22 protein-coding genes are annotated in these 26,020 nt (G+C 67.1%); 7 read left to right on the forward strand and 15 right to left on the reverse strand.

Annotated features, from left to right (window positions below; genetic code table 11):
* Positions 1 to 75: 75 nt before the first annotated feature.
* Together ACFWHR_RS13140 and ACFWHR_RS13145 are read left to right on the forward strand one after the other, a co-directional pair.
* Entirely contained in the window at positions 76 to 1,029 is a 954-nt protein-coding gene (locus tag ACFWHR_RS13140) for an NAD-dependent epimerase/dehydratase family protein (protein ID WP_382448765.1), read from the forward strand.
* Between the two features lie 111 nt (positions 1,030 to 1,140).
* A complete protein-coding gene (locus tag ACFWHR_RS13145; RefSeq protein ID WP_382448766.1) occupies positions 1,141 to 2,781 on the forward strand; it encodes an alpha/beta hydrolase in 1,641 nt (546 codons plus the stop codon).
* An 82-nt stretch (positions 2,782 to 2,863) separates the two neighbouring features.
* On the opposite strand, the gene recQ is transcribed toward ACFWHR_RS13145, so the two are convergent.
* From recQ to mca, 3 genes are read right to left on the reverse strand one after another with little or no spacing between them, the layout of a single operon-like run.
* Positions 2,864 to 4,960 (reverse strand): DNA helicase RecQ, encoded by a 2,097-nt coding sequence (gene recQ / locus ACFWHR_RS13150; RefSeq protein WP_382448767.1) that lies wholly within the window; start codon positions 4,958 to 4,960, stop codon positions 2,864 to 2,866.
* 4 nt (positions 4,961 to 4,964) lie between these two features.
* Complete coding sequence (locus ACFWHR_RS13155) at positions 4,965 to 5,306, reverse strand: hypothetical protein (protein ID WP_382448768.1); 342 nt, start codon at positions 5,304 to 5,306, stop codon at positions 4,965 to 4,967.
* Entirely contained in the window at positions 5,303 to 6,169 is an 867-nt protein-coding gene (gene mca / locus ACFWHR_RS13160) for a mycothiol conjugate amidase Mca (RefSeq protein ID WP_382448769.1), read from the reverse strand. The genes ACFWHR_RS13155 and mca overlap by 4 nt, the downstream gene beginning before the upstream one ends.
* Here mca and ACFWHR_RS13165 point away from each other — a divergent pair.
* Together ACFWHR_RS13165 and greA are read left to right on the forward strand one after the other, a co-directional pair.
* Positions 6,168 to 6,707, forward strand: coding sequence for a DUF4307 domain-containing protein (locus ACFWHR_RS13165; RefSeq protein ID WP_382448770.1), 540 nt, complete (start codon positions 6,168 to 6,170; stop codon positions 6,705 to 6,707). The genes mca and ACFWHR_RS13165 overlap by 2 nt on opposite strands.
* Before the next feature lie 122 nt (positions 6,708 to 6,829).
* Positions 6,830 to 7,315, forward strand: a complete 486-nt coding sequence (greA, locus tag ACFWHR_RS13170; RefSeq protein ID WP_382448771.1) for a transcription elongation factor GreA — start codon at positions 6,830 to 6,832, stop codon at positions 7,313 to 7,315.
* A 125-nt stretch (positions 7,316 to 7,440) separates the two neighbouring features.
* Here the strand turns inward: greA and ACFWHR_RS13175 are convergent, their stop codons facing one another.
* Entirely contained in the window at positions 7,441 to 8,835 is a 1,395-nt protein-coding gene (locus tag ACFWHR_RS13175) for an APC family permease (RefSeq protein WP_382448772.1), read from the reverse strand.
* A 28-nt stretch (positions 8,836 to 8,863) separates the two neighbouring features.
* Entirely contained in the window at positions 8,864 to 10,597 is a 1,734-nt protein-coding gene (locus ACFWHR_RS13180; protein ID WP_382448773.1) for an amidohydrolase, read from the reverse strand.
* 145 nt (positions 10,598 to 10,742) lie between these two features.
* On the opposite strand from ACFWHR_RS13180, the gene ACFWHR_RS13185 reads away from it, so the two are divergent.
* Positions 10,743 to 11,339 carry a TetR/AcrR family transcriptional regulator gene (locus ACFWHR_RS13185; RefSeq protein ID WP_382448774.1) on the forward strand — a complete coding sequence of 199 codons (597 nt, stop codon included), beginning with the start codon at positions 10,743 to 10,745 and terminating at the stop codon, positions 11,337 to 11,339.
* A gap of 237 nt (positions 11,340 to 11,576) precedes the next feature.
* On the opposite strand, the gene ilvA is transcribed toward ACFWHR_RS13185, so the two are convergent.
* The 10 genes from ilvA to ACFWHR_RS13235 form a co-directional block, all read right to left on the reverse strand.
* A complete protein-coding gene (ilvA, locus tag ACFWHR_RS13190) occupies positions 11,577 to 12,821 on the reverse strand; it encodes a threonine ammonia-lyase (protein ID WP_382448775.1) in 1,245 nt (414 codons plus the stop codon).
* A complete protein-coding gene (locus ACFWHR_RS13195) occupies positions 12,818 to 14,071 on the reverse strand; it encodes an AI-2E family transporter (protein WP_382448776.1) in 1,254 nt (417 codons plus the stop codon). The genes ilvA and ACFWHR_RS13195 overlap by 4 nt, the downstream gene beginning before the upstream one ends.
* 35 nt (positions 14,072 to 14,106) lie before the next feature.
* Entirely contained in the window at positions 14,107 to 15,522 is a 1,416-nt protein-coding gene (locus ACFWHR_RS13200) for an aldehyde dehydrogenase family protein (protein ID WP_382448777.1), read from the reverse strand.
* Positions 15,523 to 15,571: 49 nt separating this feature from the next.
* Positions 15,572 to 15,868 (reverse strand): hypothetical protein, encoded by a 297-nt coding sequence (locus ACFWHR_RS13205; RefSeq protein ID WP_382448778.1) that lies wholly within the window; start codon positions 15,866 to 15,868, stop codon positions 15,572 to 15,574.
* A complete protein-coding gene (locus ACFWHR_RS13210) occupies positions 15,865 to 17,220 on the reverse strand; it encodes an anion permease (protein ID WP_382448779.1) in 1,356 nt (451 codons plus the stop codon). The genes ACFWHR_RS13205 and ACFWHR_RS13210 overlap by 4 nt, the downstream gene beginning before the upstream one ends.
* Before the next feature lie 197 nt (positions 17,221 to 17,417).
* Positions 17,418 to 18,455 (reverse strand): 6-phosphofructokinase, encoded by a 1,038-nt coding sequence (locus ACFWHR_RS13215; protein ID WP_382448780.1) that lies wholly within the window; start codon positions 18,453 to 18,455, stop codon positions 17,418 to 17,420.
* A 154-nt stretch (positions 18,456 to 18,609) separates the two neighbouring features.
* Positions 18,610 to 20,769: a DEAD/DEAH box helicase gene (locus ACFWHR_RS13220; protein WP_382448781.1), complete on the reverse strand. Its 2,160-nt coding sequence runs from the start codon at positions 20,767 to 20,769 to the stop codon at positions 18,610 to 18,612.
* A 203-nt stretch (positions 20,770 to 20,972) separates the two neighbouring features.
* The gene (locus ACFWHR_RS13225; RefSeq protein WP_382448782.1) at positions 20,973 to 21,911 is read right to left on the reverse strand and encodes a bifunctional riboflavin kinase/FAD synthetase; all 939 of its coding nucleotides are present in this window, start codon (positions 21,909 to 21,911) and stop codon (positions 20,973 to 20,975) included.
* Positions 21,911 to 22,459 carry a hypothetical protein gene (locus tag ACFWHR_RS13230; protein ID WP_382448783.1) on the reverse strand — a complete coding sequence of 183 codons (549 nt, stop codon included), beginning with the start codon at positions 22,457 to 22,459 and terminating at the stop codon, positions 21,911 to 21,913. The genes ACFWHR_RS13225 and ACFWHR_RS13230 overlap by 1 nt, the downstream gene beginning before the upstream one ends.
* Before the next feature lie 52 nt (positions 22,460 to 22,511).
* Positions 22,512 to 23,927: a type I phosphomannose isomerase catalytic subunit gene (locus ACFWHR_RS13235; RefSeq protein WP_382448784.1), complete on the reverse strand. Its 1,416-nt coding sequence runs from the start codon at positions 23,925 to 23,927 to the stop codon at positions 22,512 to 22,514.
* Between the two features lie 124 nt (positions 23,928 to 24,051).
* Here ACFWHR_RS13235 and ACFWHR_RS13240 point away from each other — a divergent pair, with 124 nt between their 5' ends.
* A complete protein-coding gene (locus ACFWHR_RS13240) occupies positions 24,052 to 25,521 on the forward strand; it encodes an O-antigen ligase family protein (protein WP_382448785.1) in 1,470 nt (489 codons plus the stop codon).
* A complete protein-coding gene (locus tag ACFWHR_RS13245) occupies positions 25,518 to 25,883 on the forward strand; it encodes a hypothetical protein (RefSeq protein WP_382448786.1) in 366 nt (121 codons plus the stop codon). Before ACFWHR_RS13240 ends, ACFWHR_RS13245 begins: the two co-directional genes overlap by 4 nt.
* Positions 25,884 to 26,020: the final 137 nt, after the last annotated feature.

Genomic DNA, 26,020 nt, shown 5'->3' on the forward strand with positions numbered 1-26,020 from the left:
TTGTTTATTCTCTGCGCACGCACTACGGTGAACACGAACGCTTTAGAGAGCAGTGCTCACAGAATGGACGTAGACATGCACACCCTCATCACCGGAGCCGGCCAGATCGGCTCACAACTGGCGCTCGACCTCGAGGCGGCCGGCCACACGGCAACCGTGCTTCTTCGCGGGAACGGCGCTGTAGCGGGTGCCACCGTGCGCTCGGGAGACGCGGGCGACCGCGACCAGTTGCGCGCCGCCGCGGTTGGCGCGAGCGCGATCTTCCACTGCATCCACACGAGTTACTCCGCGAAGACCTGGCGTGCGGAGCTGCCCCAGCGCGAACTCGCCGTAATGGATGTCGCGGCAGAGCTCGGCATCCCCGTCGTCTTTCCCGAGTCGGTCTACGCCTTCGGCCGAGGAGCGCGCGATCTGAGCGAGACGTCACCCCTTGCTCCAGCGTCCCCGCTCGGTGAGGTGCGAGCCGAGTTACTCGCGGCCCGCGCCGCGCACCCCGCCCGCACCGCGTCGGTGATCGCGTCCGACCTATTCGGCCCAACCGCCGAAGCGAGCACATCGGTCGTCCTCGGAACGGTGCTCACCCCGGCAGCCGCCGGGCGCACGGCGTGGGTCATGGGAGACCCGGATGCACCGCACGCGATCACGCTGATCCCGGATCTCAGCCGAGCGATGATAGCCGCCGTGCCGCTCGCGACCTCGGGTGACACGGTGCTCATGGCGCCGACGGCCGAGGCGCGCTCGCAACGCAGCATGGCGCGCGACGGGGCACGGGTCACCGGGCAGCGGGTGCGCCCCGTGCGACGCATCCCCACCGCGGTGTTCGCCATCGGCGGGCTGTTCTCGCCCATGGCACGCGAGCTGTATCACCAGCGCTACCTCTGGAACGCCCCCAGCGTGATGCGCCCGGGTCGCCTCGAAACCGAGCTGGGCCAGCGGCCGACCCCCTGGGACCAGGCCCTGGCGGAGTGGGCACGGCAAACTTCTGCCACCTCTGGCGCCCCCACCACTTCTGCCACGCCCGTAGCGTGAGAGATTCGGCTTCGGTGAGACGAAACCACGCCATTACGTCTCACCGAACCCGAATCGCTCACCGGACAGGCGGTGGAGGCAGGCGCTGGGCTGAGGTTTACAGTGAGTGACGTGCACAGATTTTCATGGCGGCCGGATCTGCTCGGGACCCTCTTGGGGCTCCTGGGAGCAGTCCTCTCAATGACGCCCTCGCTGCTGCCGAGGCCGGCCCTGCTGCAGGGCGTGATTGCCGGGCTCTCGTTCGGTGCCGCCTACCTGTGCGGCCGCGCACTTACGGCGATCGTGCGGCGCACCACGGCGGTTAGGTGGTCAGCGCGCGTGCGCCGCCGCGTGTGGTGGGGCGTCGGAATCGCGCTGCTCGTCGGCATCGTCCCCGTCGGCGCGCTCGTGCTCGGGTGGCAGAACGGCGTGCGTGCGGCGGTCGAGATGCCACCGCTCGATGCGCTCGCCCCCTGGCTCGCAATCGTGGGGTTCGTCGTCACCGTGGCGCTCTGTTTCGCGATTGCGAATGGGTGCGTGCGACTGTTTCGCCGTATCGCGCGGCGCGACGGTGGGCGGCTGCGCGGGCGCGGATTCGCCTCGATCACGGTCATCGTTGTAGTCGCGGTCGGGGGCACCGCCGTTGTAGCCGGAGCCGTCGCCGCCGTCGACGCCGTATATCTCGGCCGCAATGGCACGGTATCTGCCGACAGCGTCGAGCCCGCCTCCGAGTTCCGTTCAGCCGGCCCCGACTCAGCCATCGACTGGGACACGCTCGGCCGCCACGGCTCGGACTTCGTGGGCGGTGGACCAACCGCAAACCAGATCAGCGCACTCACCGAGCACGAAGCAATCGAGCCGATTCGCGTGTACGCCGGGCTCGATTCAGCCCCCGACGTACGCGCACGCGCCGCACTCGTCGTCGACGAACTCGAACGCACCGGTGCGTTCGACCGCAAGTGGCTCGTCGTCGCAACGACCACGGGCTCAGGCTGGCTCGAACCGCAGACGGTCGACGCCTTCGAATATCTGCACGGCGGCGACACCGCCATCGCGGCGATGCAGTACGCGTACACGCCGAGCTGGGTGTCGTTCCTGTTTGATCCGGATGCACCAGTCAGTGCCGCGGACGCACTGTTCGACGCGGTGCACGACAAGTGGGAGACGCTTGATCCGGGTGACCGCCCCGAACTGCTGGTGTACGGGCTGAGCCTCGGGGCTCACGGCACCCAGGCAGTGTTCGACGATCTCACCGATCTCCGCGCGAGCACCGACGGTGCGATGCTCGTCGGCAGCCCGAACAGCTCGCCACTGTGGCGAGAGCTGCAATCCGCTCGCGACCCGGGATCACCCGTGTGGCGGCCCGTGCTCGACAACGGGCGGGAGGTGAGGTGGCTATCGCAGCTCGGCGACGAGCGGCTGCTTCCCGGCCCGTGGCTCGCGCCGCGCGTCGTGTATCTGCAGCACGCGACCGATCCAGTGACCTGGCTGACGCCCGAACTGCTGTGGTCACCACCCGAGTGGCTCGGCGACGCACGCGCGCCCGACGTGTCGCCATCGATGCGGTGGATCCCGGGCGTCACCGCCGTGCAGGTCGTCGTCGACATGCTGATGGGCGAATCAGTGCCCGCGCGCCATGGCCCCAACTACGGCGACGTCGTGCTCAGCGGTTGGATGAGTGTTTCGGGCGACGGCGGGCTCGACGCCGCAGCGATCGACCACATTCAGGAGGAAATCGAGGGCTACGCGCTCAGTGATGCTGACGCTCTCTGAGCCGAGCGGCCGCCGCCAGCGTCGGCGATTCGGCTTCGGTGAGGCTGAGCGCAGCACAGTTATCTCACCGAAGCCGATTCTCTCACCGAGGCCCAGCGAGCGTCTCCAGTACAGCCGCGCCGTAGCGCTCGAGCTTGACCTGGCCGATACCCGAGATAGCGAGTAGTTCTTCGTCTGTCTTAGGTTCGTGCACCGCGAGCGCCGCAAGGGTCGCGTCGCCGAACACGACGTACCCTGGCACGCCCTGGCCGCGCGCCTCGCCCGCGCGCCATGCTCGCAGCCGCTCGAACACCTCGGCCTGATCCGGCGACAGGTCTGCAGCGGCCGCCGAGCGCTTTTCGCCGCCCGAACCGCGAGTCGCGCGCCCACCGCGCCCGGACGCTGCGCGGGTCACGACCTCCTCGCGCATCTGCACGGACTCTTCGCCGCGCAACACGGGCTTCGCAGCCTCGGTCGGAGCGAGCACGCCCCACTCACCTTGCGCTTCGAGTAGCCCCGCCGCGAGCAGGTGTCGCACGACGCCGCGCCACTGGGCGACCGACCACTCGGTGCCGATCCCCCACGTGGAGAGCTGGTCAAGTCGCATCTGGGTCGCGCGTTCCGAGGTCACGCCGCGCAGCACATCGATGTGCTGTCCCGCTGCGTAGGTGCGATTGCGTTCCTTCTGCGTGCGGATCACCGTCGACAGCAGCATCTGCGATGGCACCGTCGCGTCCCACAGCTTCGGCGGTGTCAGGCAGACGTCGCAGTTGCCGCACGGCTCCGTGCGATCTTCGCCGAAGTAACGCAGCAGGTAGACGCGCCGACACTGCACGCCCTCGCAGAGCGCGAGCATCGCGTTCAGGTGGCGCGACTTGGCCGCGCGCGACGCCTGATCGCCCTCGCCCGACTCAATCATCTGGCGCTGCTGCACGACGTCTTGCAGTCCGTACGCCAGCCACGTGTCTGACGGCAGCCCGTCACGACCGGCGCGACCCGTCTCCTGGTAGTAGCCCTCAACGGACTTCGGCAGGTCGATGTGCGCGACAAAACGCACGTCGGGCTTATCGATGCCCATTCCAAACGCGATCGTCGCGACGACAACGACGCCGTCTTCGCGCAAGAAACGGGTCTGCGCGTCGAGCCGCACCTCGGCGGGAAGCCCCGCGTGATACGCGACGGCGTCGACCCCAGCGTCGCGCAGCGCTGCCGCGGTCTGCTCGACGCGCTTGCGGCTGAGCGCGTACACGATGCCCGCTTCACCGGCGTGCTCGCCGCGCACGAACGAGATCAGTTGCGCGCGACCGCTCTGCTTCGACTCAATGCGGTAGCGGATGTTGGGCCGGTCGAAGCTCGACACGAAGTGCCGCGCGCGCTGCAGGTGCAGACGCTCAGTGATTTCGGAGTGCGTCTCTGGAGTTGCGGTCGCCGTGAGCGCGATGCGTGGCACGTCGGGCCACCGCTCAGCGAGCGCTCCGAGGCGCAGGTAGTCGGGGCGGAAGTCGTGGCCCCACTGCGACACACAGTGCGCTTCGTCGATCGCGAACAGCGCGATACGCCCCTGAGCGAGCAACTCGACTGTGCCGGGCGCCGACAGCCGCTCAGGCGCGAGGTAGAGCACGTCGAGCTGCCCGTTGCGGTACGCCTGCTCGACGGCGCGGCGATCCTCGATCGACATCGCCGAGTTCAGTGCCGCGGCGCGCACGCCGACGAGCCGCAGGGCCGCGACCTGATCGTGCATCAACGCGACGAGCGGAGACAGCACAATGCCGGTGCCCTCGCGAACGAGCGACGGGATCTGGTAACACATCGACTTGCCGCCGCCGGTCGGCATCAGCACAACGGCGTCGCCACCGTCGATGACCTGGCGAATGATCGCCTCTTGCTCACCACGGAACGCGTCATAGCCGAAAACCTCGGCGAGCACCTCCCCCGGTTCACGGCCGACGTGGGGGCCGCCCGGTTGCAAGGACTGGCTCGCCGCGCGGGATCCGAGAGCGCCCGCGCCGTTCGCAGCCGCAGCGGGTGCACCCGCGCGTCCAGGAGCCGCGCCATCCGCGGCAGCACCGCCAGACCAACCGTCAGGCGCCGGGGCGCCCCAGGCCTCGCCGGGCCAGCGCTCGTCGTCGCCGAAATCGAAATCGGCGCTCTGCTCGTCTGCGCCTGCGGCCCAGTCGCCCGTCATGCGCCCGCCCGTCATACGCTCAGCCTCGCGGCCCCGCCGCCGGATCAGCACCCGGCTCAGCAGCGCCCGGCTCGACAGCACCCGGCTCAGCAGCACCCGGCTCGACAGCACCCGGCTCGGCGCCGCCGGTATCAGCGGCCCCGACCGTGCCGTTTTGATCAGCGAGCTCCTGCTCGATCTGCTCGCGCACGTCGGCGCGGTAGCTGTTGCGACGCAAGCGCCGCACCATGTTGAAACCGAGCAAGATGATGCCGATACCGAGCGCTGCGAACGCGAAGAATCCGGCAACGCCGGGGCTCACTGTGTCGGGGTCAAACTCGGTCTCTTCGGCGACGCGCACCACAGCAGCCAACAGGCTCATGCGCCCTCCTCAATTCCCTGGAAAAGATCTGCTTCGAACTCGCTGGTCGCCACGCGCGACGCGGCGAGGCGGTAATCCTCGAACGGCCACGCTTGGCGCTGCAGCTCGTTCGGCCAGAAGAAGAACGAGCTATCGGGAGCCACCTGGCTCGCGTGCGCCCGCAGCGCCTCGTCGCGGCGCTCAAAGAAACGGCCGACGTCAACGCTCGCGGTGCCGACGTAGGGGCGGCGCGTCATCCACTCGCGAATCTCGGTGAACTGATCGATCATGGGCGACGACGGGTCGTTGTCGATCAGCCACTGATAGATCGTGTTGACGCGCTTCGCGTTGAAGATTTCCTCGTAGTACATCTTCGACATTTCCCACGGGGCACCGGCCTCGGGGTAGGCATTTGCGTCGCCCGACACCTCCCACGCAATTCGGCTGATGTCGTGGCAGCGAATGTGATCGGGGTGCGGGTAGCCGCCCTGCTCGTTGTACGTGATCATCACGTGCGGGCGGAACTCGCGAATGATGCGCACGAGCGCCTCGGCCGAGACCTCTGCGGGAATGCCGGCGAACGACGTTTCCGGTACGGTCTCGCCCTCGTCGGGCAGGCCCGAATCTTGGTACCCCAGCCACTTGTGCTCGAATCCGATGATTTCCCGGGCGCGCGCCATCTCGTCGCGGCGCAGCCCGGGGAGGTCGCGGCGGCTCTTCGGATCGCGGGCCACCAACTCGTTGAGCAGGTCACCCCGCTCGCCACCGGTGCAGCTCACAATGAGCACTTCGGCACCCGCTTCGACGTAGTGCGCGTAGGTGGCAGCACCCTTGCTGGACTCGTCGTCGGGGTGTGCATGCACCGCGATCAACCTGAGCGTCATGAGGGTCCTCCCACGTGCTTCCCGGGAGCTTCCCGGTACTCTGGCAACAGACATCCAGTTTACCCAGCGCAGATCGGAGATTGCCGTGCCGCAGGCCGACATTCCCTCCTCCGGACCCCTGATTTCCGGCGCACCAGCGCAGTCGCTCGAGGACCGCTACGGCAGGGGACGGCGGTCTCGCTTCGACCGTCGTTTCGCGTGGACCGCCGCGGGGCTGCTCGTCGCGGCCGGTATTGCGTTCTTCGCGTTCAGCGGGTGGCAACAAACGAACCGCGTCTCGTTCCAAGACATCGGGTTCACGAGGCAGGGCGACACCAGCGTCGACATGAAGTTCCAGGTCACGACCGAGGCGAACACGCCAGTCGCGTGCGCCGTCGAAGCGCTCAACTCCTCGAAGGCGACCGTCGGCTGGAAAGTCGTCGAGCTGCCGGTCACCGAGCAGCAATCGCACACGGTGACTGCGCGCGTGGTCACGACGAACCCGGTCACCGCCGTGAGCGTGCGCGAGTGCTGGGTGATCGAGGTCGACGCCAGCTAACGTCGGCCAATCCCCACCGAACCGGTCAAGACTGGTATCCTGGAGGTTGCGCCCTGGTTCACTCAGGGCGTTGTCTGTATCCGGGCGCGCGTGCGCGCCACTCTCTGAATCGAGGATCGTCCATGGCCGAGCCCACCCAGACCTGGCTGACCCAGGAAGCATACGACCGACTCAATGGTGAGTTGGAGCAGCTCTCTGTGGCCGGCCGAAAAGAGATCGCTGCGCGTATTGAAGCGGCGCGCGACGAGGGCGACCTGAAGGAGAACGGCGGCTACCACGCTGCGAAAGACGAGCAGGGCAAGATGGAGGCGCGCATTCGCGACCTCGAAGAGCTGCTCAAGCACGTCGTCGTCGGCGAGGCCCCCGAAGCGAGCGGCGTCGTCGAGGTCGGCACCGTCGTGACCGCGAACATTTTCGGGGACGACGAGCGGTTCCTGCTCGGTAATCGCGAGCTCGCGAACGGCTCAGATCTCGACGTGTACAGCGCCGAGAGCCCGCTAGGCGCGGCGATCCTCGGTCGCAAGGTCGGCGACGAGGTCAGCTACACGGCCCCGACCGGCAAGGAGATCGCGGTCAAGATCATCGCGGTCGACACCTACGCGGGCTAACGAGCCGCACGACCGCAGCTACGCGGCCGCAGCAGCAAGACCGCAGCCGCAAGACCGCAATAGCAATACGGAGGGGCAGGATCGCTGGGCGCGATCCTGCCCCTCCGTCGTGTGCGGGGGCCGCCCTACTCGTACATCGAAATATTGATGGGCCCCGTGAGATCGGGGGCCGGCATGCGGAAGCCGCGCGTCTTCACGAGCAAGAAGATGATCCCGAGCGCCAGCCAGACGCCGCCGACGATCATCGAGATCGAGTCGAGACTGAACCACAACCAGACATTGATGACGACGCCGATGCCCGGGATCGCGACGAACGTCAGCCACGATGCGGCCGTGCGCCGCTTCAAGAAGCGGAAGAACATGAAGATCACCGACAGGTTCACAAACGTGAACGCGATGAAGGCGCCGAAGTTGATCATCGAGGCGGCCTGATCCAAATCAATGAACAGCGCGGTCAGCGCAACGGCCGCGACGATCAGCACGTTCGCGACGGGCACGCCGGTGCGCGGGTTGACGCTGCCGAAGAGTCGCTTCGGAAGCGCTCCGTCGCGGCCCATCGCGTAGAGCAGCCGCGCCGCGCTCATCTGCTGGGTGATACCGCAGCCGAGCACCGCCATCATGTACCCGCCGACAAACATCGCCTGGAACGCGGCTCCGCCGATGTACTTCGCGATCTCCGGTGACGCACCGACGATGTCGGCGAGCTGCGACACATCGGGGAAGAGCGTCTGCATCACGTACGTGACCGTGATGAAGAACGCACCCGCGACCGCGATGATGATGAAGATCGCGCGCGGAATGTCCCGCTCGGGCCGCTCTGCCTCTTCCGCGAGCGTTGAGACCGCATCGAAGCCCAAGAAGGAGAGGGCGAGGATCGCCGCGCCGGCAGCGATCGCGGCGCCCTGTACGTCGTTTGAGATGAACGGCCGCGCCGTGAACTCGGCACCGTTTGCGCCGTTCGATATGTTGATCACGGTCAGCACGACGAACACGACTGCGACCACGAGCTGAATGCCGACGAGAATGACGTTGAGGCTCGCCGCAAGCTTTACCCCGACGAGGTTCAGCACCGTGCAGATGGCGACGGTGAGCAGCACCCACACCCAGAACGGCACCCCCGGAATGACGGCGGTCATGTAGATCGCCGACAGAATCGCGTTGATCATCGGCAGCAGCAGATAGTCGAGCGTCGCGACCCAGCCCACCAAGAAGCCGAGATGCGCGTTGATCGCCTCCTTGGCGTAGGTGTAGGCGGATCCGGCAATCGGGAAGAATCGCACCATGCGCGAGTAGCTGAACGCCGTGAACAGCACCGCGATCATCACCACGATGTACGCGAGCGGCACGTGGCCGTCCGTGACATCGGCGACGATGCCGAACATGTCGAACACCGCGAGCGGTGCCATGTAGGCCAGCCCGATGAACACGAGGTGGCGCAGTTTCAAGGTGCGCTTCAGGGTGGCTCCACTCGGACTTGCGGCCGCAACTTCAACGGCGGAGTGTGATGGCAACGTCGACATCTTCTTTTTCCTCTGGGTCTCTCGCCGGTCAGGCAGTGGGGGTGTGTGCGTGGCTGTGGCAGTGGTGATCGTCGGCGGGCTCGGCACAGGCCTGGCCGGCGCCGGCCGGATCCTGCGCCCGCGTTGCCGCGGCCGCGCCACCCAGCTCCCCGTGAGCGTCGTGGATCGGCGCGCCCCCCACGACCGTGAGATCGGCGCGCTGAGCGAGCAGTTCGGCCGGTTCCATGGCGTAGAGATCTCCCGACCAGACGACGACGTCAGCGAGCGCGCCGACGCGCAGCACGCCAAGCGAATCCTCGTGGTGGAACGCTTCAGCGCCGCCCTGCGTGTACGCCCGAAGTGCGCGGTCGAGGTCGAGTCGCTCGTCGTTCGTCCAGGGGTCGGTGCCGTCGAGGCGGGCGCGGGTCATGGCGCTGTAGAGACCGATCAGCGGATCCATCTCGCCCACCTGCCAGTCGCTTGAGAACGTGACGCGTGCGCCCGATTCGATCATCGACTTAAAACGCCACGCGCGATCCCAGCGGGCCTCGCCCACGTTCTCCATCCAGGTGCCCGCGACGAGATCGGGCGACGCGTGCCGTGGCTGCATCGCGGCGACGACGCCCAGCTCAGCGAAGCGCGGCAGATCAGACGGTGAGAGGCACTCGACGTGCACGATGCCGTGACGAGTATCGGTGCGGCCGTTCTGTCGCTGCGCCGCTTCGATCGAGTCGAGGGTCATGCGAATGCCCCAGTCGCCCGTCGCGTGGGTGTGCACCTGGTAGCCGAGCCGGTCGAGCTCGACGAACAGCTTCGTGAACTCAGTGGGTTCGAGGCTCGGGTGCCCTCGGTGACCCGGGCGGTTCGCGTAGTCCTCGAGCATGGCAGCCGTGTGGGGTTCGATCACGTCGTCGGCGTAGAGCTTCACGGGCCCGAGCTTGAAGCGCTCGTGCTGCGGGGTGTCACGAATCGCCTCGGTGATGCGCGAGCGGAAATCGCCGTCTGCCCCCACCGGGTGATAGATCGCGGCGATCGTGCGGCTCGTCAGCTTGCCCTCGCGCTCTGCGCGTGCAAACAGGTCGAGTTCGGCGAGCGGCACCTGCGGCTCCACCACGGTCGTGATGCCGGATCGCGCAGCCATTTCCAGGCTATTCGTAATCTTGCGGTAGCGACGGTCTGGAGAGTACATCGGAATGTCTCGCTGCAGTTCGGCCAGCCCGTTGATCGTCATCGCGCTCGTGTAAAAGTCGGTCACCCAGCCGGTCGGCTCCCCAGTCGTCGGGTCGAGCTCGGGGTTGCCCCAGGCGATGTCGCCACCGTTGAGGATGCCGAGCTTCGCAAGGGCCGGGCGGTTCAGCCACACCGAGTGCTGGTCATAGGTCGTGATGAAGACGGGCTTATCGGTGACGCCCACGAGGTCGTCTGCGCGGGGGCGGCGACCCTCGACCACCGAGTAGAGCGCGTTCTCGGCGCACACCCACTCGAGCTCGGGATGCGTCTCAGCGAACTCGGCGATGCGCTGGCGCACCACGTCGAGGCTCTGCACTTGGTCGAGGCTGACCGCGAGGTCGTCAAAGCCGAGCAGCAGGTGGTTGTGGGTGTCGGCGACGCCGGGGGTGAGCAGGCGCCCCTCGAGCTGCACGGTGCGGCGCGCGGCGGGCGCATCGGCCGCGGAGCCCACGTAGGTGATGCGGTCGCCCGTGACGCCCAGCGCCTCGGCCCACGGCTGCGCGGGGTCAAAGGTGCGAATCTTCCCACCGGTGAAAAGGGTGTCGACGGCCATGTCAGCTCCTGCGTGTTCGGCTCGCCGACGATCCCGACGAGTTCTTTTACTCAAGAGTAAATTAATTCACTCAGAAGTCAAATAACTCGTCCGCGCCGCAGGGGGTGAGCAATTTTTGCCACTGCCGACTGGCATAATTGCAGGCATGGCCCGCCCGAGCACTCAGCAGCAGCGCCGCAAGGACGTCGTCGACGCCGCGCTCGCCGCGGCGGCGGAGCACGGCCTCCGCAGCCTCTCGCTGACAGACGTCGCGAATCAGGCTGGGGTCACCCGCGGCGCACTGCTCTACTACTACGAAGATCTCGACGCGATTCTCGTGGAGGCGCACGCGGCGGGAATGGCGCGCGTCGGATCAGAACGCGCAGCGCTCGTCGCCCAGCAAGAGGGTGCGCCCGCCAAACTTGACGTCGCGATCACCGCCGGGCTGCCGACCGGCCCTGACGACGCACTGATGAGCCTGTTGTATGAGTTTGACGTGCTCGGCGGAAAATCCCCGCTGCACGACGAGCTCGTGCAGCGGTTGTACCGCGAGCAGCTGGAGCTGTTCCGCGGCATCCTCGCGGAGGGTGTCGCCGCCGGCGACTTCGTGCTCACCGGCCCGATCGATGACATCGCCATGAACCTCGTCGCCCTCGAAGACGCCTACGGGCTGCACATCACCGGCGGCGGCATGATCACCGTCGCAGACGCGCGGCGAGCCATCGTGCTCTACGCCGCCCAGGCGGGCGCCAGGCTGGGCTGACTCGCCGACTCGCCGAGCCCTGGGCGCGCTCGCCTCGCCCTCGGCTGGCTCGTCTCGCCCCGGGCTGGCTCGCCGAGCCCCGGGCTGGCTCGCCGAGCCCCTTGCAACTCGCCGAGCCCCTCGCGTAAACGCGCAATAACGCAAGGGGTTCGGCGACGAGCAAGGGCTTCGGCGGAAATAGCGCGAAGCAGCGCGGCGGCGACGCAGCGCGCCGCCGCGCGCCGCCGCCCAGCAGCGCTAGTACCGCTCGCCCACTCGCACCACGTAGCCGGCATCGCGCAGCGCCTGGACGACGATTTCGCCGTGGTCGTGGCCGCGCGTTTCGATGTGCAGCTCAAGCTCGACCTCACTGATGGGCAGCTCGGTCGCGTGGCGCGTGTGAATCACCTCGACAACGTTCGCGTTGTGTTCCGCGACGATCGACGCCGTGCGCACGAGCTGTCCCGGAACGTCGGCCAACAGAATGCGCAGCTTCAGGTAGCGCGCCGATGCCGCGAGGCCGTGTCCGATCACTCGCTGCAGCAGCAGCGGGTCGATGTTTCCGCCAGACAGAATCACGGCAGTAGGCCCACTGGCCCGTGCCTTGCCCGCGAGCATCGCGGCGACACCGGCAGCTCCGGCCGGCTCAACCACGAGCTTCGCCCGCTCAAGCAGCACCACGATTGCCCGCGCGATGTCGTCGTCGCTGACCGTGACCACCTCGTCGACGAAGTCGCGCACCAGTTCGAACGTGCGCTCCCCCGGCCGCGCGACCGCGATACCGTCGGCGATCGTCGGCCGCGTGTCAACAGTTACGGGGTGCCCGGCCGCGAGTGACGGCTGGAACGGCGACGCATTCTCAGACTGCACGCCCACGATCCGCATCGGCTTGCCGTCGCGCTCCGCGCGCAGCTTGGCTGCGACGGCAACGCCCGAAATGAGACCGCCGCCACCGATGGGCACAACAATGGTCTCAACCTCGGGCGCCTCGTCGAGAATTTCGAGCGCGACCGTCCCTTGGCCGTGGATCACTGCCTCATGGTCAAACGGCGGAATGAAGATCGCGCCGGTCGCGGCAACGAAGGCCTGCGCTGCCGCATTGGTCTCGTGGAACGTCGCGCCCTCAAGCACGACCTCGGCACCGTAGTTGCGGGTCGCCTGCAGCTTCGGCAGTGCGACGCCCAGCGGCGTGAAGATCGTCGCCTTGATGCCGAGCTCGCGCGCCGCGAACGCGACACCCTGGGCGTGGTTTCCCGCGGAGGCCGCGACCACACCGCGCGAGCGCTCCTCATCGGTGAGCTGCGTGAGCCGGTAGTACGCCCCACGCAGCTTATACGCGCCGGTGCGCTGCAGGTTCTCGCACTTCATGTAGACGGTCGGCACGTCAAGAATCTCGGCGAGGTAGCGTGATGTCTCAAGCGGGGTGCGCTGCGTCACGCGGTGCACCACTTCAAGCGCCCGCTCGAAATCTTCCAGCACCGGTGCGGGGGTCTGCTCGCTCATGCGTGTCCTTCCTTGCGCCGCAGCTTGGCGACGACGCGCGCCCGGTGACGGGCGCGATGCTGCAGTTGATCTTGTCGGTGATACTCGGCGACCGGGTCGATGCCGTCTTGCCATTGCCGTTTCACAAGGGTGTTGACGATCGAATTTGCGGCGGCGGCGAGCGGCACTGCGAACAGTGCGCCGGGAATGCCGGCGACAAGTGCACCCGTCGACACTGCGAGCACCACGCCCAGCGGGTGCACACGCACCGCGCTGCCCATCACGAGCGGCTGCAGCACGTGGCCCTCAATTTGGTTCACGAGAATGACGACGCCGAGCATGATGAGGGCGTTGACGGGCCCGTTGTACACGAGCGCCACGAATGCGGCCAGGAGGCCCGTCGTAATCGCACCGAGGAACGGAATAAACGACCCGAGAAAGACGAGGATCGCGATCGGGATCGCTAGTGGCACACCCAGTACCGCGGCACCGACGCCGATGCCGACCGCGTCAACGAACGCGACGAAGATCTGCACGCGCACGTACTGACCAACCGAGACCCATCCGTTTCGCCCCGCGGCGTCGACCGGCGCGTGAGCGCGAGCCGGCAGAAAGCCGAGCACCCAGTTCCAGATACGACGGCCGTCAATGAGCATGAAGATGAGCGAGAAAATGGTGAGCAGCAGCCCCGTCACGAACTGCCCGGCCGAGGTCGCGATGCCGAGCGCGCCATTCCAGAGTTCCGACTGATGACCCTCGACGGTCTTCAGCAGCTGGTCCGTGAAACCGCCAATCTCTTTCGCAGAAATGCCGAACGTAGCTTCCGCCCACCTCAGCATGTCCCACCACACGTCTTCTGACCGGCTGGCGACATCGCCGAGCCCATCCCGAAGTTGCGTGATAATCAGTGTGAGCAGTACCCAGACGAACGCCCCGAACAGGCCGAGCGCAAACATCACACCGAGCCAGCGAGGCAGTTTCTGCCGCTCGAACAGGTGCACGACGGGCGAAAGCAACGCCGTCAAGAGGATCGCGACGAGCAGCGGGATCACGATGATCCGCACCTGCACGATCAGCCACAGGAAACCCGCGAGTGCGATCCCGATCAGCAGCAGACGCCACGACCAGGCCGCGGCCACCCGCACGCCGAGTGGCACCTCTCGCGTCGCATCGCGCGCATCGAGATCATCGGCACCGGCGGTCGCGACACCAACGATCTCAGCACGGGAGATTTCGGTGCCGGTGTCACCGGGGTTCTGGGGGTCTTCCACAGAGCAATCCTAGCGATCGAGTGATTCGAAACCCGTCATACGCTGCGTTCCAGCAGCTTGCCGAGCCAGCGCCTCACAAGCGCGTCCTTGCCGAGAGTGAACGGCGGCATGATTGTGGGCGCGAGGGTGTCAGGTGCGAGCGGCTTCGACAGCACGGCCTTCTCGTGGCTGAAGACTCGGAACGAGCGTTCACCGTGGTAGGCCCCCATGCCGCTCTCCCCGACCCCGCCAAACGGGAGGTCGGGAACGACCAGATGCAGCGCAGGCACGTCGAAGCCGAGCGCCCCTGAGCTGGTCTCCGCTTCCCAGCGCCGCCGCACCGCAGCATCGCCGCTGAAGACGTAGGCGGCGAGCGGCTTGTCACGCCCCGACACGAGGGCGAGGGCGTCGTCGACGCCAGAAACCTCGATGAGCGGCAGGATCGGCCCAAAGATCTCGTCGCGCATGACCGCTGCCGCCCGATCGACATTGCCGAGCAGCGTCGGAGCAATGAACCGGTCTGCCGGGTCGTATTCGCCGCCCATCAGTATTTCGCCGTCGCCGAGATACGACGTCAGGCGCTCGAATTGCGCGGCGTTCACGATGCGGCCATAGTCGGGGTTCTTCGCGGGCGCGCTGCCGTAGAGTTCGTGAATAGCTTCGGCGAGCAGCGGGGCCAGCTCGCGGAGCACCTCCGGCCGACCGAGTACATAGTCCGGTGCGACGCACGTCTGACCGGCGTTCATGAACTTGCCCCAGGCGATCCGCTTCGCGGCGGCGTCGAGCGGGGTGGAGTCGTCAACGTAGACGGGCGACTTTCCACCGAGTTCGAGCGTGATCGGAGTCAAGTGCTCCGCCGCAGCGCGGGCGACGATGCGGCCAACCCTGCCGTTGCCGGTGTAGAAGATGTGGTCGAAGCGCTCGGCGAGCAGCGCCGTCGTCTCGGGCACCGCGCCCTCGATGACGACGATCGCGCGACGGTCGAGCGCGTCTGGCACGAGCTTGGCAATGAGTGACGATGTCGCCGGGGCGAGTTCGCTCGGCTTGACGACGACCGCGTTGCCCGCCGCGAGCGCCCCGATCACGGGCGAGAGCGCGAGCATCAGCGGGTAGTTCCACGGCGCGATCACGAGTACGACCCCGAGCGGTTCGGGCACGACGCGCGCTGTCGCAGGCTGCACGGCGAGCGGCACGCGCACGCGCCGGGGCCGCATCCACTTCGCCAGATGCGCGAGGGCGTGATCGATCTCCGAAATCAAAAAGCCGATTTCGGTCAGCTGAGCCTCCGTGCCCGACTTGCCCAAATCAGCCTGCAGCGCTGCCTCAAAATCGGCGCCGCGCTCTATCAGTAGCGCGCGCAATTGCAGCAGCTGAGCACGCCGCCAGCTGGCGGGGCGCGTCACGCCCTGGGAGTGGCTGTGCCTGAGCCCAGCTACGAGATCGGGGATCCGGTCGAGCGCGGTGGCAGTCATGCCGTCACACTACTCCGGCTGGCTTCGAACGGACCGACTTTGAGAAGGCTTACCAGAAGTGGAGCACGGGAATAATCAGGAAGATTCCGACGAGCACCGCAAGTACCGAGAGGCCGAAGCAGATGTACGCCGAGACGGTCGCCCACCGCGGTCGGCCGACATTGTCGACATCGTCGTCTTCGTCATCGCGGGACGGGCCGAGCGGTTCGAGCGAGCCGTCGGCCCGGCGCACGCGCGGCGACGGTGTCGCGAGAAAGCGCAGTCCGAGCGAATACAGCGCGACCACGAAGATCGCGGAGAAGAGCGCCGAGCCAAAGACGATGAGAAAGGCCATCCAGTCGATCATCGGTCGCCCTCCCGCTGTTCGGCGCTCGTCGCGCTCGGTCTCTGAACCTCGCCCTGTGCGGCGGCCTCAGCCAGCTGCGCGTCGTCGCGCGCCGCCTTCACTGCATCGCGGGCCGCGTCGTCGTCGCGAACCGCGGCCTGAGCGACCGAAGTGAGCGGCGAGATGGAGCCGGTCTTCGTCTTGATCTGCTTGACCTTGCCCTTGCGAATGCGCACCGCGTAACCCGATTCGGCCACGTCGGGCACCGGGATCGCGTTCGCGTGGTCTACCTTATTGCGGCTCGAGCGCCAGAAGATGAAGACAATGAACGCCAGGCCGAGCACGGCGTCGATGATGACGCCCACCATGCCGGTGTGCGCGATTGCGGCGGCGATCGCGCCGACCACACCCGACGCCGGCAGCGTAAAGAGCCAGCCAGAGGCAATGCGGCCGACGGTGCGCCAGCGCACGCTCGAACCGCGGCGGCCGAGGCCCGAACCGATGACCGAGCCAGAGGCAACCTGCGTCGTCGAAAGCGCGAAGCCGAGGTGGCTCGACGCGAGAATGGTGGCCGCGGTGCTGGTCTCTGCAGCGAAGCCCTGGGCGGGCTTCACCTGCGTCAGACCCGAACCGAGCGTGCGAATAATGCGCCAGCCCCCCGAGTAGGTGCCAATCGCGATCGCGAGTGCACAGGCAACGACCACCCAAATGTGGGGGCCCGTGCCGGGTTCCTGCATGTTGGCCGCGACAAGCGTCAGGGTAATAACACCCATCGTCTTCTGCGCATCATTCGTGCCGTGCGCGAGCGCGATGAGCGACGACGATGCGATCTGCGCGTACCGGAATCGACCGCGACCGTCTTTTTTACCGTCGTGGCGGCGGGTGATGGCGTAGGCCACCTTCGTCGCGGTGAAGGCCACGATACCCGCGGTGAGTGGCGCGGCGACCATTGGAATCAGGATCTTCGACAGGAACACCCCGCCGTTAATAGCTGCGACACCGGCGCCCACGATTGCTGCGCCGATCAGGCCACCGAAGAGTGCGTGTGACGAACTCGACGGCAGACCGTAGAGCCAGGTCACGAGGTTCCAGACAATCGCGCCGATCAGGCCAGCGAAGATGAGCTCTGGAGTGATCAGCACCCCGCCGCCGCCCTCATTGATCAAGCCACCCGAGATGGTCTTCGCGACCTCCGTCGAGAGGAATGCACCCACGAGGTTCAGAATCGCGGCGAGCATCACCGCGGTCTTCGGCTTCAGCGCCCCCGTCGCGATGGGCGTTGCCATCGCGTTCGCGGTGTCGTGAAAACCGTTCGTGAAGTCAAAGAAGAGGGCCAGTACGATGACCAGCAGCACGATGATTGTGAGTTCCACCGGCGTCTTTCCGTTGGGGGGCTGGGAGTCCTATCGGACACCGGCGAAGTCACCTCGCGTTCACGTTTCCGTAAACCCTGACAGCTGCCGCGCAAGCGCCGTAATCATGGTTCCACCTCACCCGCAACAGGTCAAGCTGGCCGTGCCTCGTTCACGTTCCGTTTACCTGCGCATCAGATTCGACCGCGCGCAGCACGCTACCCGAAGTTGAGTCGAGCTTCTTCGTAGCGCGCCTCTGACACGGTTTTCAAGCTCCCGATTGCCTCGGCGAGCGGCACCATCTCAATGCGGTCGCCGTGCAGCCCGGCCATCGTGCCCCACTGCCCCGCTTCTGCGGCGTCGGCCGCGGCGATACCGGTGCGTGTCGCGAGCACGCGGTCGAACGCGGTGGGCGATCCGCCGCGCTGCACGTGCCCGAGTACCGTCGCCCGCGTCTCGATGCCCGTGCGCTGCTCGATGAGCGGCGCGAGCACCTCCGCGATACCACCGAGCCGTGGGCGACCGAAGCCGTCAAGCCCCTCGCGGGTCGTCTGCGCGGCATCGCCCGCGAGCTTGAAGCCCTCCGCGACGACCACGAGCGACGAGCGACCGCGGTCGCGCACGCTCAGCACCCACTCGCTGATCTGCTCGATTGACTCGGGAAACTCAGGCACGAGAGTGACCTGCGCGCCGCCGGCCATGCCAGCGTGCAGCGCGATCCACCCCACGTCACGGCCCATCACCTCGAGCACCATACAGCGGCGGTGCGAATCCCCCGTCGTGCGCAACCTATCGATGGCCTCAGAGGCGATCGAGACGGCCGTGTCGAAGCCGAAAGTGTAGTCGGTGCCGCCGAGGTCGTTGTCGATGGTCTTCGGCAGCCCGATCGCGGGGATGCCGTGCTCCGTCAAAATCTGCGCAACGGTCTGGGTGCCGTTGCCGCCGATCAGCAGAAAAGCGTCGATGCCGTACTGCTCGACGCGATCCCGAATCGCCTGAATATCGGCCGCATCACCCGCACCCGAGACGAAGGGCCGCACGCGGCTCGTGCCGAGGATCACGCCGCCAAGCGGCGAAATACCGCGCACTGACGCGCGATCGAGCTGCACCCGATCGTCTTCGTGGAAGCCGCGCCAGCCGTCCATGAACCCGACCATGTCGAAGCCGTGCACTTCTACACCACGCAGCACCGCGCCACGAATGGCCGCATTCATTCCGGGGCTGTCGCCCCCCGAGCACAGAACACCAATGCGCATGCGATCCCTCATTCTTCGTGGCGGGCGGGTGGAGATACCGCACCCCACAGCAGCCTAGCTTTGGCAGGATCCTCTCGGACACTGTCATTCTCGCCATTATTCAACACAAAACCGGCCAGACCCTGATCGGGCGGCCGGTTCTGTGAGTGTGAGGTTACTCGCCAGCCTGCTCCACGGCGTTCGTGAGCACGCTGATGAGCGCCAGCAACTGCACGGAGTCGGCGTTCTCCACAGGCGCTGCCGCACCGTCAAGCGCGCGCGCCGCGAGGCCGGCCTTACCGTCTATAAGCTCGGCGATCTTCGCGTCGATCGTCTGCGCAGCGACGATGCGCCACGCGGTGACCGGCTCGTCTTGACCAATGCGGTGCACGCGGTCAATCGCCTGCGTCTGCTCGGCGTCAGTCCAGCTGAGCTCCGCGAGCACAACGTTCGACGATGCCTGCAGGTTCACGCCGACACCGGCCGCGGTGAGCGAGCAGACCGCCACAGCGACGTCCGGATCCTGGTTGAACGCGTCGATCTGCTCCTGACGGAACGCCGCGGTTTGGTCGCCACGAATCGAGACGGTCTTGAGACCAGCATCGGCGAGCTGGCGCTCGACGCGATCCATCACGTCGATGTGCTTCGCGAAGAAGACGACCTTGCCGACCGAGCGCGCGAGCTGCGCCGCGTAGTCTGCGGCGAGCGAGGCCTTCGCCTGGCCGATCTGGCGGACCATCGTGAAGACGTTGAGCCCGTCAGCGGACGCGTGCGACTCTTCGAGCTCCTGCGACGCCACCATGCGAATGATGGCCGCGTCGTCGAGCTTTTCGCCGAGCTTGCCGCGCTTGACCAGGCGGAAGCGGTCGAGCAGCTTTTTCGCGAGCTGCGCCTCGGCCTCCTTGATGCCACGCCCGAATTCGTCGTCGAGCTCCACCGGTAGGTCGACGACGCGCTTTGCCGGAAGGTCGGCAGCGACGTCGATCTTGCGACGGCGCACGATGCCCATGTCGATGACGGTCTGTCGCGCCTCGGGGTAGAACGACGCGTCGGCCGGGGTCCAGCCGTTGTTCTCGAGCTGCGCCATGAGCTCGGGGCCCGGCTTGTCGCTCTCGGTCCAGCCGAGGAAACGCCAGATCGCGCGGAAGTCGTCGATGTCGTTGATCAGCGGCGTACCGGTCAACGCGATGAGCAGCGGGGAGACTCCCGGCGTGCGCTCGCGAATGCGCTCGGCGATTGCGAGCACGTTGCGTGAGCGCTGCGACTGCACATTCTTAATCATGTGCGCCTCGTCGACGACCATGCCCTTGAAGCCGAAATCGGAGATCCAGCTGAGGTGCCGGTCAAGAATGTCGTAGTTCACGACGAATACGTCGGCGAACGCGTCAATGTCTTGGCCGTCACCGTGAATCACGGTGACGCGGCGCTGCGGGGTCCACCGCTCGACCTCGCGGGCCCAGTTCATCTTCACGACGTTGGGCACGACCACGAGCAGCGGGTAGGCGTCGGCGACCGACGCGGCCAGCACGGACTGCGCGGTCTTGCCGAGACCCGGCTCGTCGGCGAGCAGGAAGCTGCGGTGTCCATCGCGCACGCCGGCGAGGAAACGCGCCTGGTGCGGCATCAGCTCGGTGCCGGCCGGGGCCAAGCGGTCGGGCACGGGAGGCTCGGGAAGCTCCATGCACGCCGAGCCGCCGCCACCCTGCTCGAACGACTTCAGCAGCGGTCCGAGCAACTCCCAGTTCGCGAGGCGTACGACCGGAGTCGGCTGCTTCGGCGGTGCAAGATCGGGCTTCAAGAACGGGTTCGCGAGCATTCGCGATTCGATGCCGGCGGGCTCCACCTGGCGCTCGGCGAGCTCGGGCGGCACGATGGCGCGGGCGGGCTCGGGCGCCGCTTTCTCTTCCTCGGGCAGCTCGATGCCGGCCTGCGAGAGCATCTTGCGCTTCAGCAGGCGCGTGCCCTCGGTGATCGGGGCCGTCGGCTCGAGCAGCGTGATGAGGCTCGTGTCGCGGGCAGCGGTCTTGGCGAGGATCGAGGCCACGCCGTCGAGCCGCTTCAGGGTTTCGGCGCGCTCGGCGTCGCTCACCTGGTCGTCGGTTTTGACGCGGGCGCGCTCCTCACGCATGAGCAGCGCGATGACGTGGAACTTCGTGCGGTTCGCCGGGGTTGCCTTGCCGCGCTGGGCCGAAGCCTCAACTTCACGGACGGCGCGAGCGAGCAGCGGGATGATGCCCTCGTTGTGCGTGTGCTTGCGGCGTCCGTTCGAGCGCGATTGACCGCGCTGCGCGCCGCTTTTCGTCTGGGGCTGACGCGTGGCAGAGGTGGTTGCCAATGGATCTCCTGATCGGCGAGTTGCAGTCTCGGAACGCGTACCGAGTCGCGGGCCGCTCGCGGGTTCGGAGCCTGACCTCATGCGCGGCATGGGACTCACGAACCGCATCAAAGCGCGACCGTATTGCCGATTCTAGCACCCGGTGCTGGGCGGATCGCGAGAGCGCCGTGCGATGCCGGTCTTTGGCGCGGTGCAGCGGGTCGTCAGCAGCCGAGCAACGCGCGCGTTTCGACGACGTCGGCGTCCATCTGCACAATCAGGGCGTCGAGCGAATCGAAGCGCACCATGCCGCGCAGGTGGTGAGCGAAGCGCACCTCCATGGTCTGGCCGTAGAGGTCGTCCGCGAAGTCCAAGATGAAGGCCTCGACGCGAGACACCTCGTTCGGCGTAAACGTCGGATTGTTGCCGACGGAGATCGCAGCGGGGTGCGAGACACCGTCGAGCACCGCCCACCCGGCGTACACGCCATCGGCCGGCACGAGCCCCTCGACGTGGCCGCCGAGATTCGCGGTCGGAAACCCGAGTTCGCGCCCGCGCGCGTCGCCGTGCACGACCTCGCCGCGCACCGCAACGGGGCGGCCCGTCATGCGACCGGCTGCCTCGACATCGCCAGCGAGCAGCGCTTCGCGAATGCGGGAGGACGAAACCTGCCCCTCCTCATCGTCTTCGACCCAGTCGAGCACCTCGGCAACGAAGCCGTGTTTCGCGCCGAGCGCGCGCAGCAACTCGCCGTCGCCCGCGCCGCGGTGCCCGAACCGGAAGTCGGCACCCATAATGATGTGCTTCGCGTTGAGCTTGCCGACGAGCACGTCGACGACGAAGTCCTCCGCCGGAATCGAGGCAAAGTCAGCGTTGAACTCCACCATCACACACGCGTCGAGTCCAAGCCCGGCGATGGCCTCAATGCGCTGCTCGCGACTCATCAACGGTCGCGGGCAGGCATCCGGGCGCAGAAAACTCAGCGGGTGATTCGCGAAGGTGAACGCGACGCTGCGGGCGCCGCTCTCCTCCGCGGTCGTGCGCATGCGCTCAAGAATCGCCTGGTGCCCGAGATGCAGGCCGTCGAACTTACCAATCGCAATGCAGCTGCCCGCCGCGAAATCAGCGCGCTGGATCGCGTCGACCGAATCGATGATCTGCATCAGGCGGATCCCGCGCCCTGAGTCGCGCCGCCCGGCTGCGCGGCCGCCTCTGCGCGCCCCGTGCGGCGCAGCCAGAACAGGCCGAGCACCGGCAGCACCAGCGGAATGAAGAGGTATCCACTGCCAAAGAACGACCACACCGACGGGTGGCCGAAGAGCTGCGGTTCGATGATGCTCAGAACACCGACGACGAGCACGCCGCAGAGCTCGAAGATCAGCGCGCCCCACGCGATCTTGCGCCAGACGCCGCGGCGCTTAATGAGGGCGATGGTCGCAACGATATACACCACGCCCGACAGGGCCGAGAGCGAGTAGGCGACCGGCGCCTCATCAAACTTCGAGATGATCTGGTAGACCGAACGGAACGTTGCGGCGAGCGCGAGCACGACGTAGACGGCGATCAACACGCGGCCCAGGCCGCCGAGCCGGTCAGAACTGTGCCCGCTCGTTGACCCGGTGGCTGCGGAGTCCGCGGAGGTAGCGGAGGTAGCTACTGACTCGGGTGCGGTCACGGGTGACGCGGCGGCTCCAGATTCGGCGTTTGACACGCGGATCAGTGTACTCCGTCGGCGGCTGGCGCTCAGCCCAGCTGAGCTCAGCTCAGCTCAGTTCGTCCAGCTCAGTGCCCACGCTCGCGAGGAACACCTCACCGTGACCCGTCAGGCGAATGGGTTCGCCGGCCGACACGTAGAGCGATTGACCTCGCCGCGCGCTCGCGACCTCGGCCGGGGAGGCATCGGGGCGTTCGATGCGCACCTTGCCAGCGGTGACCACGAGCACGACCGGCGCCCGCGCGGGCAGATCGATCGATGTCGCAGCTTCGGAGTCGGCGTAGCCGGATCCCGCGTCGGCGTCGGCCTCGCGCAGTCGTGCCCGTCCGAGCTGAAACTCCGGCACCCCCGGTCGCCACGCGAGCAGGCCCTGTCCGACGCGCTCAGCGGAGAATCGAGGGTCGCTGAGCTCAGAGGTGTCGACGATGCGACAGAGTTCGGCGATGTCGACGTGCTTTCGGGTCAGTCCCGCGCGCAGCACATTGTCCGATGACGCCATCACCTCGACCGCGACGCCGCCGAGGTACGCGTGCAGCTGACCGGCCCCGAGAAAAATGGCCTCGCCGGGAGCGAGTCGCACGAGGTGCAGCAGCAGGGAGACGAGCACCCCTGCATCGCTGGGATGCGCCGTGACGAGGGCGCGGAGGGCCGCGAGGCGATCCGGATCGGCGATCCCGTCTTCGAGCGCGCGCTCCCAGAACCCGTTCGCGGGAGGCGTCTCGCCAGCGTCGGTCGCAACAGCCGCCGGCGCATCTGGAACCGCCGTGGTCGCAGCGGTCTGCAGCACCTCGGTATGCAGCGCAACGGTCTGCAGCACTTCGGCATGCAGCACAGCGGGCAGGCAGGCAAGCGCATCGGCAATACGCTGATCGCCACTGAACACCCAGGTCAGAAATTCTCGGCGCAGCGCTCCCCCGTCGCGCCCGACGAGCCGGCAGGCTGCGTACTCGAGGCCAGCGGCACCAGTGGTGTGGCCGAGTTCGCGCGCGGCGGCGGCGAGCAGCAGCAGGTCTTCGCGGGCGGTCGCGAGGTCGCGGAAACCGCTCAGCGCGGTGACCTCGCTCAGCGCGACGAGCAGCTCTGGCTTGTGCGTCGGGTCGCTGTAGTTGCGCTCGGGGGCGTCGCGCGGCACGCCGGCGGCCTCTTCGGCGGCGAATCCGGCAGCCGCCTGGTCACGATCGGGATGCACCTGCAGTGACAGCGGCGCGCCGATGGCGAGCACCTTCAGCAAGAACGGCAGCGGCCCGCCATTGACGCCGTAGCGGTCGGGGTCGCTCTCGACGAGATCGATGAGCGTGTGCTGCACCGGGGTCGCCTTCGCAACGTGCGCAGGGCTTCCCGGATGGGTGCCGAGCCAGAGCTCGGCCTGCGGCTCTCCGGTGGGGGCCGTGCCCAGCATGTTGGGGAGCGCATCGGTCGAACCCCAGGCGTAAGCGCGCGGGGTGTTCTCGATGAAGATCAGCACGTCTCTCCTCAGTCGTCGCGGGGCCGATGCGCGTGGCCTGGGCACGCGATTCTGCCGCGCACCGGGTGCCCCACGCCAGCAGCGGCACACCATCTCCCGCGAGGCATGAACTACCATACCGACTATGTCGGAGAGCAAGACCAGACTTGGTGTGAGCGCGTTTGCGATTTGCGTGTTCATCCTCGCGCTGGGGAGTAACGGGATCCGAAATATCGTGGGCTGGCCGGGGTTCTTGGGCCTCGCAGTCGCCCTCGTCGTGTGGGGCGTCGTCATCTTCGTGCGCGAAAAACCGGAGCGATTCAGGTGGTATCGCCTGCCCTCTCCGCTGTACTGGTTTCTCGGGCTCGCGACGCTCTCGATCATCTGGTCGCAGTACCGATTCGAGAGCGTGCTCGGCGTCATCGCGCAGCTCGCGACCACGCTGCTCGCCGTGGTCATCGCGTACGTACTCTCGTGGCACGAGGTGCTGCGCACCCTCGGCACGGCGCTGCGCTACCTGCTCGGTCTCTCGCTCGTGTTTGAACTGGTCGTGGCCGTGTTCGTCGGCCATCCCGTCATGCAGAATTTCATCGAGGTGCCCGAGTCTGGCAAGGTCCCGAAGCTGCTCTACTGGAGCCGTGACCTGCTCTTTAGCGGTGGGCCCATCCAGGGCGTCGTGGCAAGCTCTGTGCTGCTCGGCTTCCTCGCCCTCCTCGGCCTGATCGTCTTCGGTATTCAGCTGCGCGCGGGCCTCGTACGACCCTCGTGGGGCTGGTGCTGGGTGGTGATCTCATTCGGCACGATCCTGCTCACCCGCGGCGCAACCGTGTGGGTGGCGCTCGCCGCAGTGCTCGTCGCGCTTGCGCTCGCGCTGTGGGCACGCCGGCTCGGGCCAGAGCGACGCGTACCGCTCTACATCACTGGCGCAGCCGTACTCGCGGTCGCCATTGCGCTCGTGCTCTTCGCGCGCGACTTCGTGTTCGGGCTGCTCGGCAAGAGCGGCGATCTCACCGGACGGGTCGAAACCTGGCAGAAGGTCATCGACCTCGCAGAGCAGCGACCGTGGTTCGGCTGGGGCTGGGTGAGTTACTGGGCACCGTGGGCGGAGCCATTCAAGTCGCTCGACGAGAAGGCTGGCATTGCCGTGATGAGCGCGCACAACGCGTGGCTCGACGTCTGGCTACAGCTCGGTATCGTCGGCCTGCTCGCGTTCGCCCCGCTGATTGTGCTTACGATGTGGCGGGTCTGGTTCAGGGCCGTGGATCCGCCCCGGCGAGGCTACGGGGCACCCCTGGCGTACGCGACGAGCGCGCTGTGGCCCTTTCTCGTCGTCGTCGCTCTGCTCGTGCAGTCATTGACCGAGAGCAGGCTCATCATCGAGGGCAACTGGCTGCTGCTGGTGCTGCTCGCGGTGAAGTCGCGGTTCGACTTCCAGCTCCCGTGGCGCGACAACGAGCCGACGAAACTGCCGTGGCGCCGCGTACCAATCACGCACGACACCGGCGTGATCGAAACAGCAGGGTCGGGTGGGGTCGGCGGCGCTAGCGGGCCTGGTGGCACTGGCGCATCTAGTAGCTCTGGCGCATCTAGTGGCTCTGGCGGGACGCAGCGATGACCACACTGCACCTCACCACGGAGCGGCTCGTGCAGCTGCGATCCGAGGCGCGCCTCGAACGGCAGACGATCATGGAACACCGCGTGCGCGACGGCGAAGACCCCGCGATCGCGTATGCCGAAACCCCAGATATCGATGACTTCGTGGTGCTCGCCCTGCGCGACGAGCTGCTCGAAGCGCGCGGTCAGCTCGCGGAGTTCGGGCTCGCGCGACTCGCGGGCCGGGCGGGCGGATCCGACGCGGAAATCCACCGCCGCAACGCGGATCGCGTGGAGTTCGAGCTCCTCCGCGAGATCGCCGCGAGCGCTCCCCCGCTCACGGTCGCAGTCTGGCGAGCAGGCCAGGGCCTAGAAATCCACTAGGGACCCCTTCCCCCCTCGCTCCCTCCCCCTCCTCCCCCGCCCGCCCCGTTCTGTCGTCGCAAATGATCCCTTCATGCGCGCGAAGAGATCATTTGCGACGACAGAAGCTTGGGGTTTGAGGGGCTCGGGCCCTAGGG

It is taken from the genome of Leucobacter sp. NPDC058333 (assembly GCF_042726155.1).
Classification (GTDB): domain Bacteria; phylum Actinomycetota; class Actinomycetes; order Actinomycetales; family Microbacteriaceae; genus Leucobacter.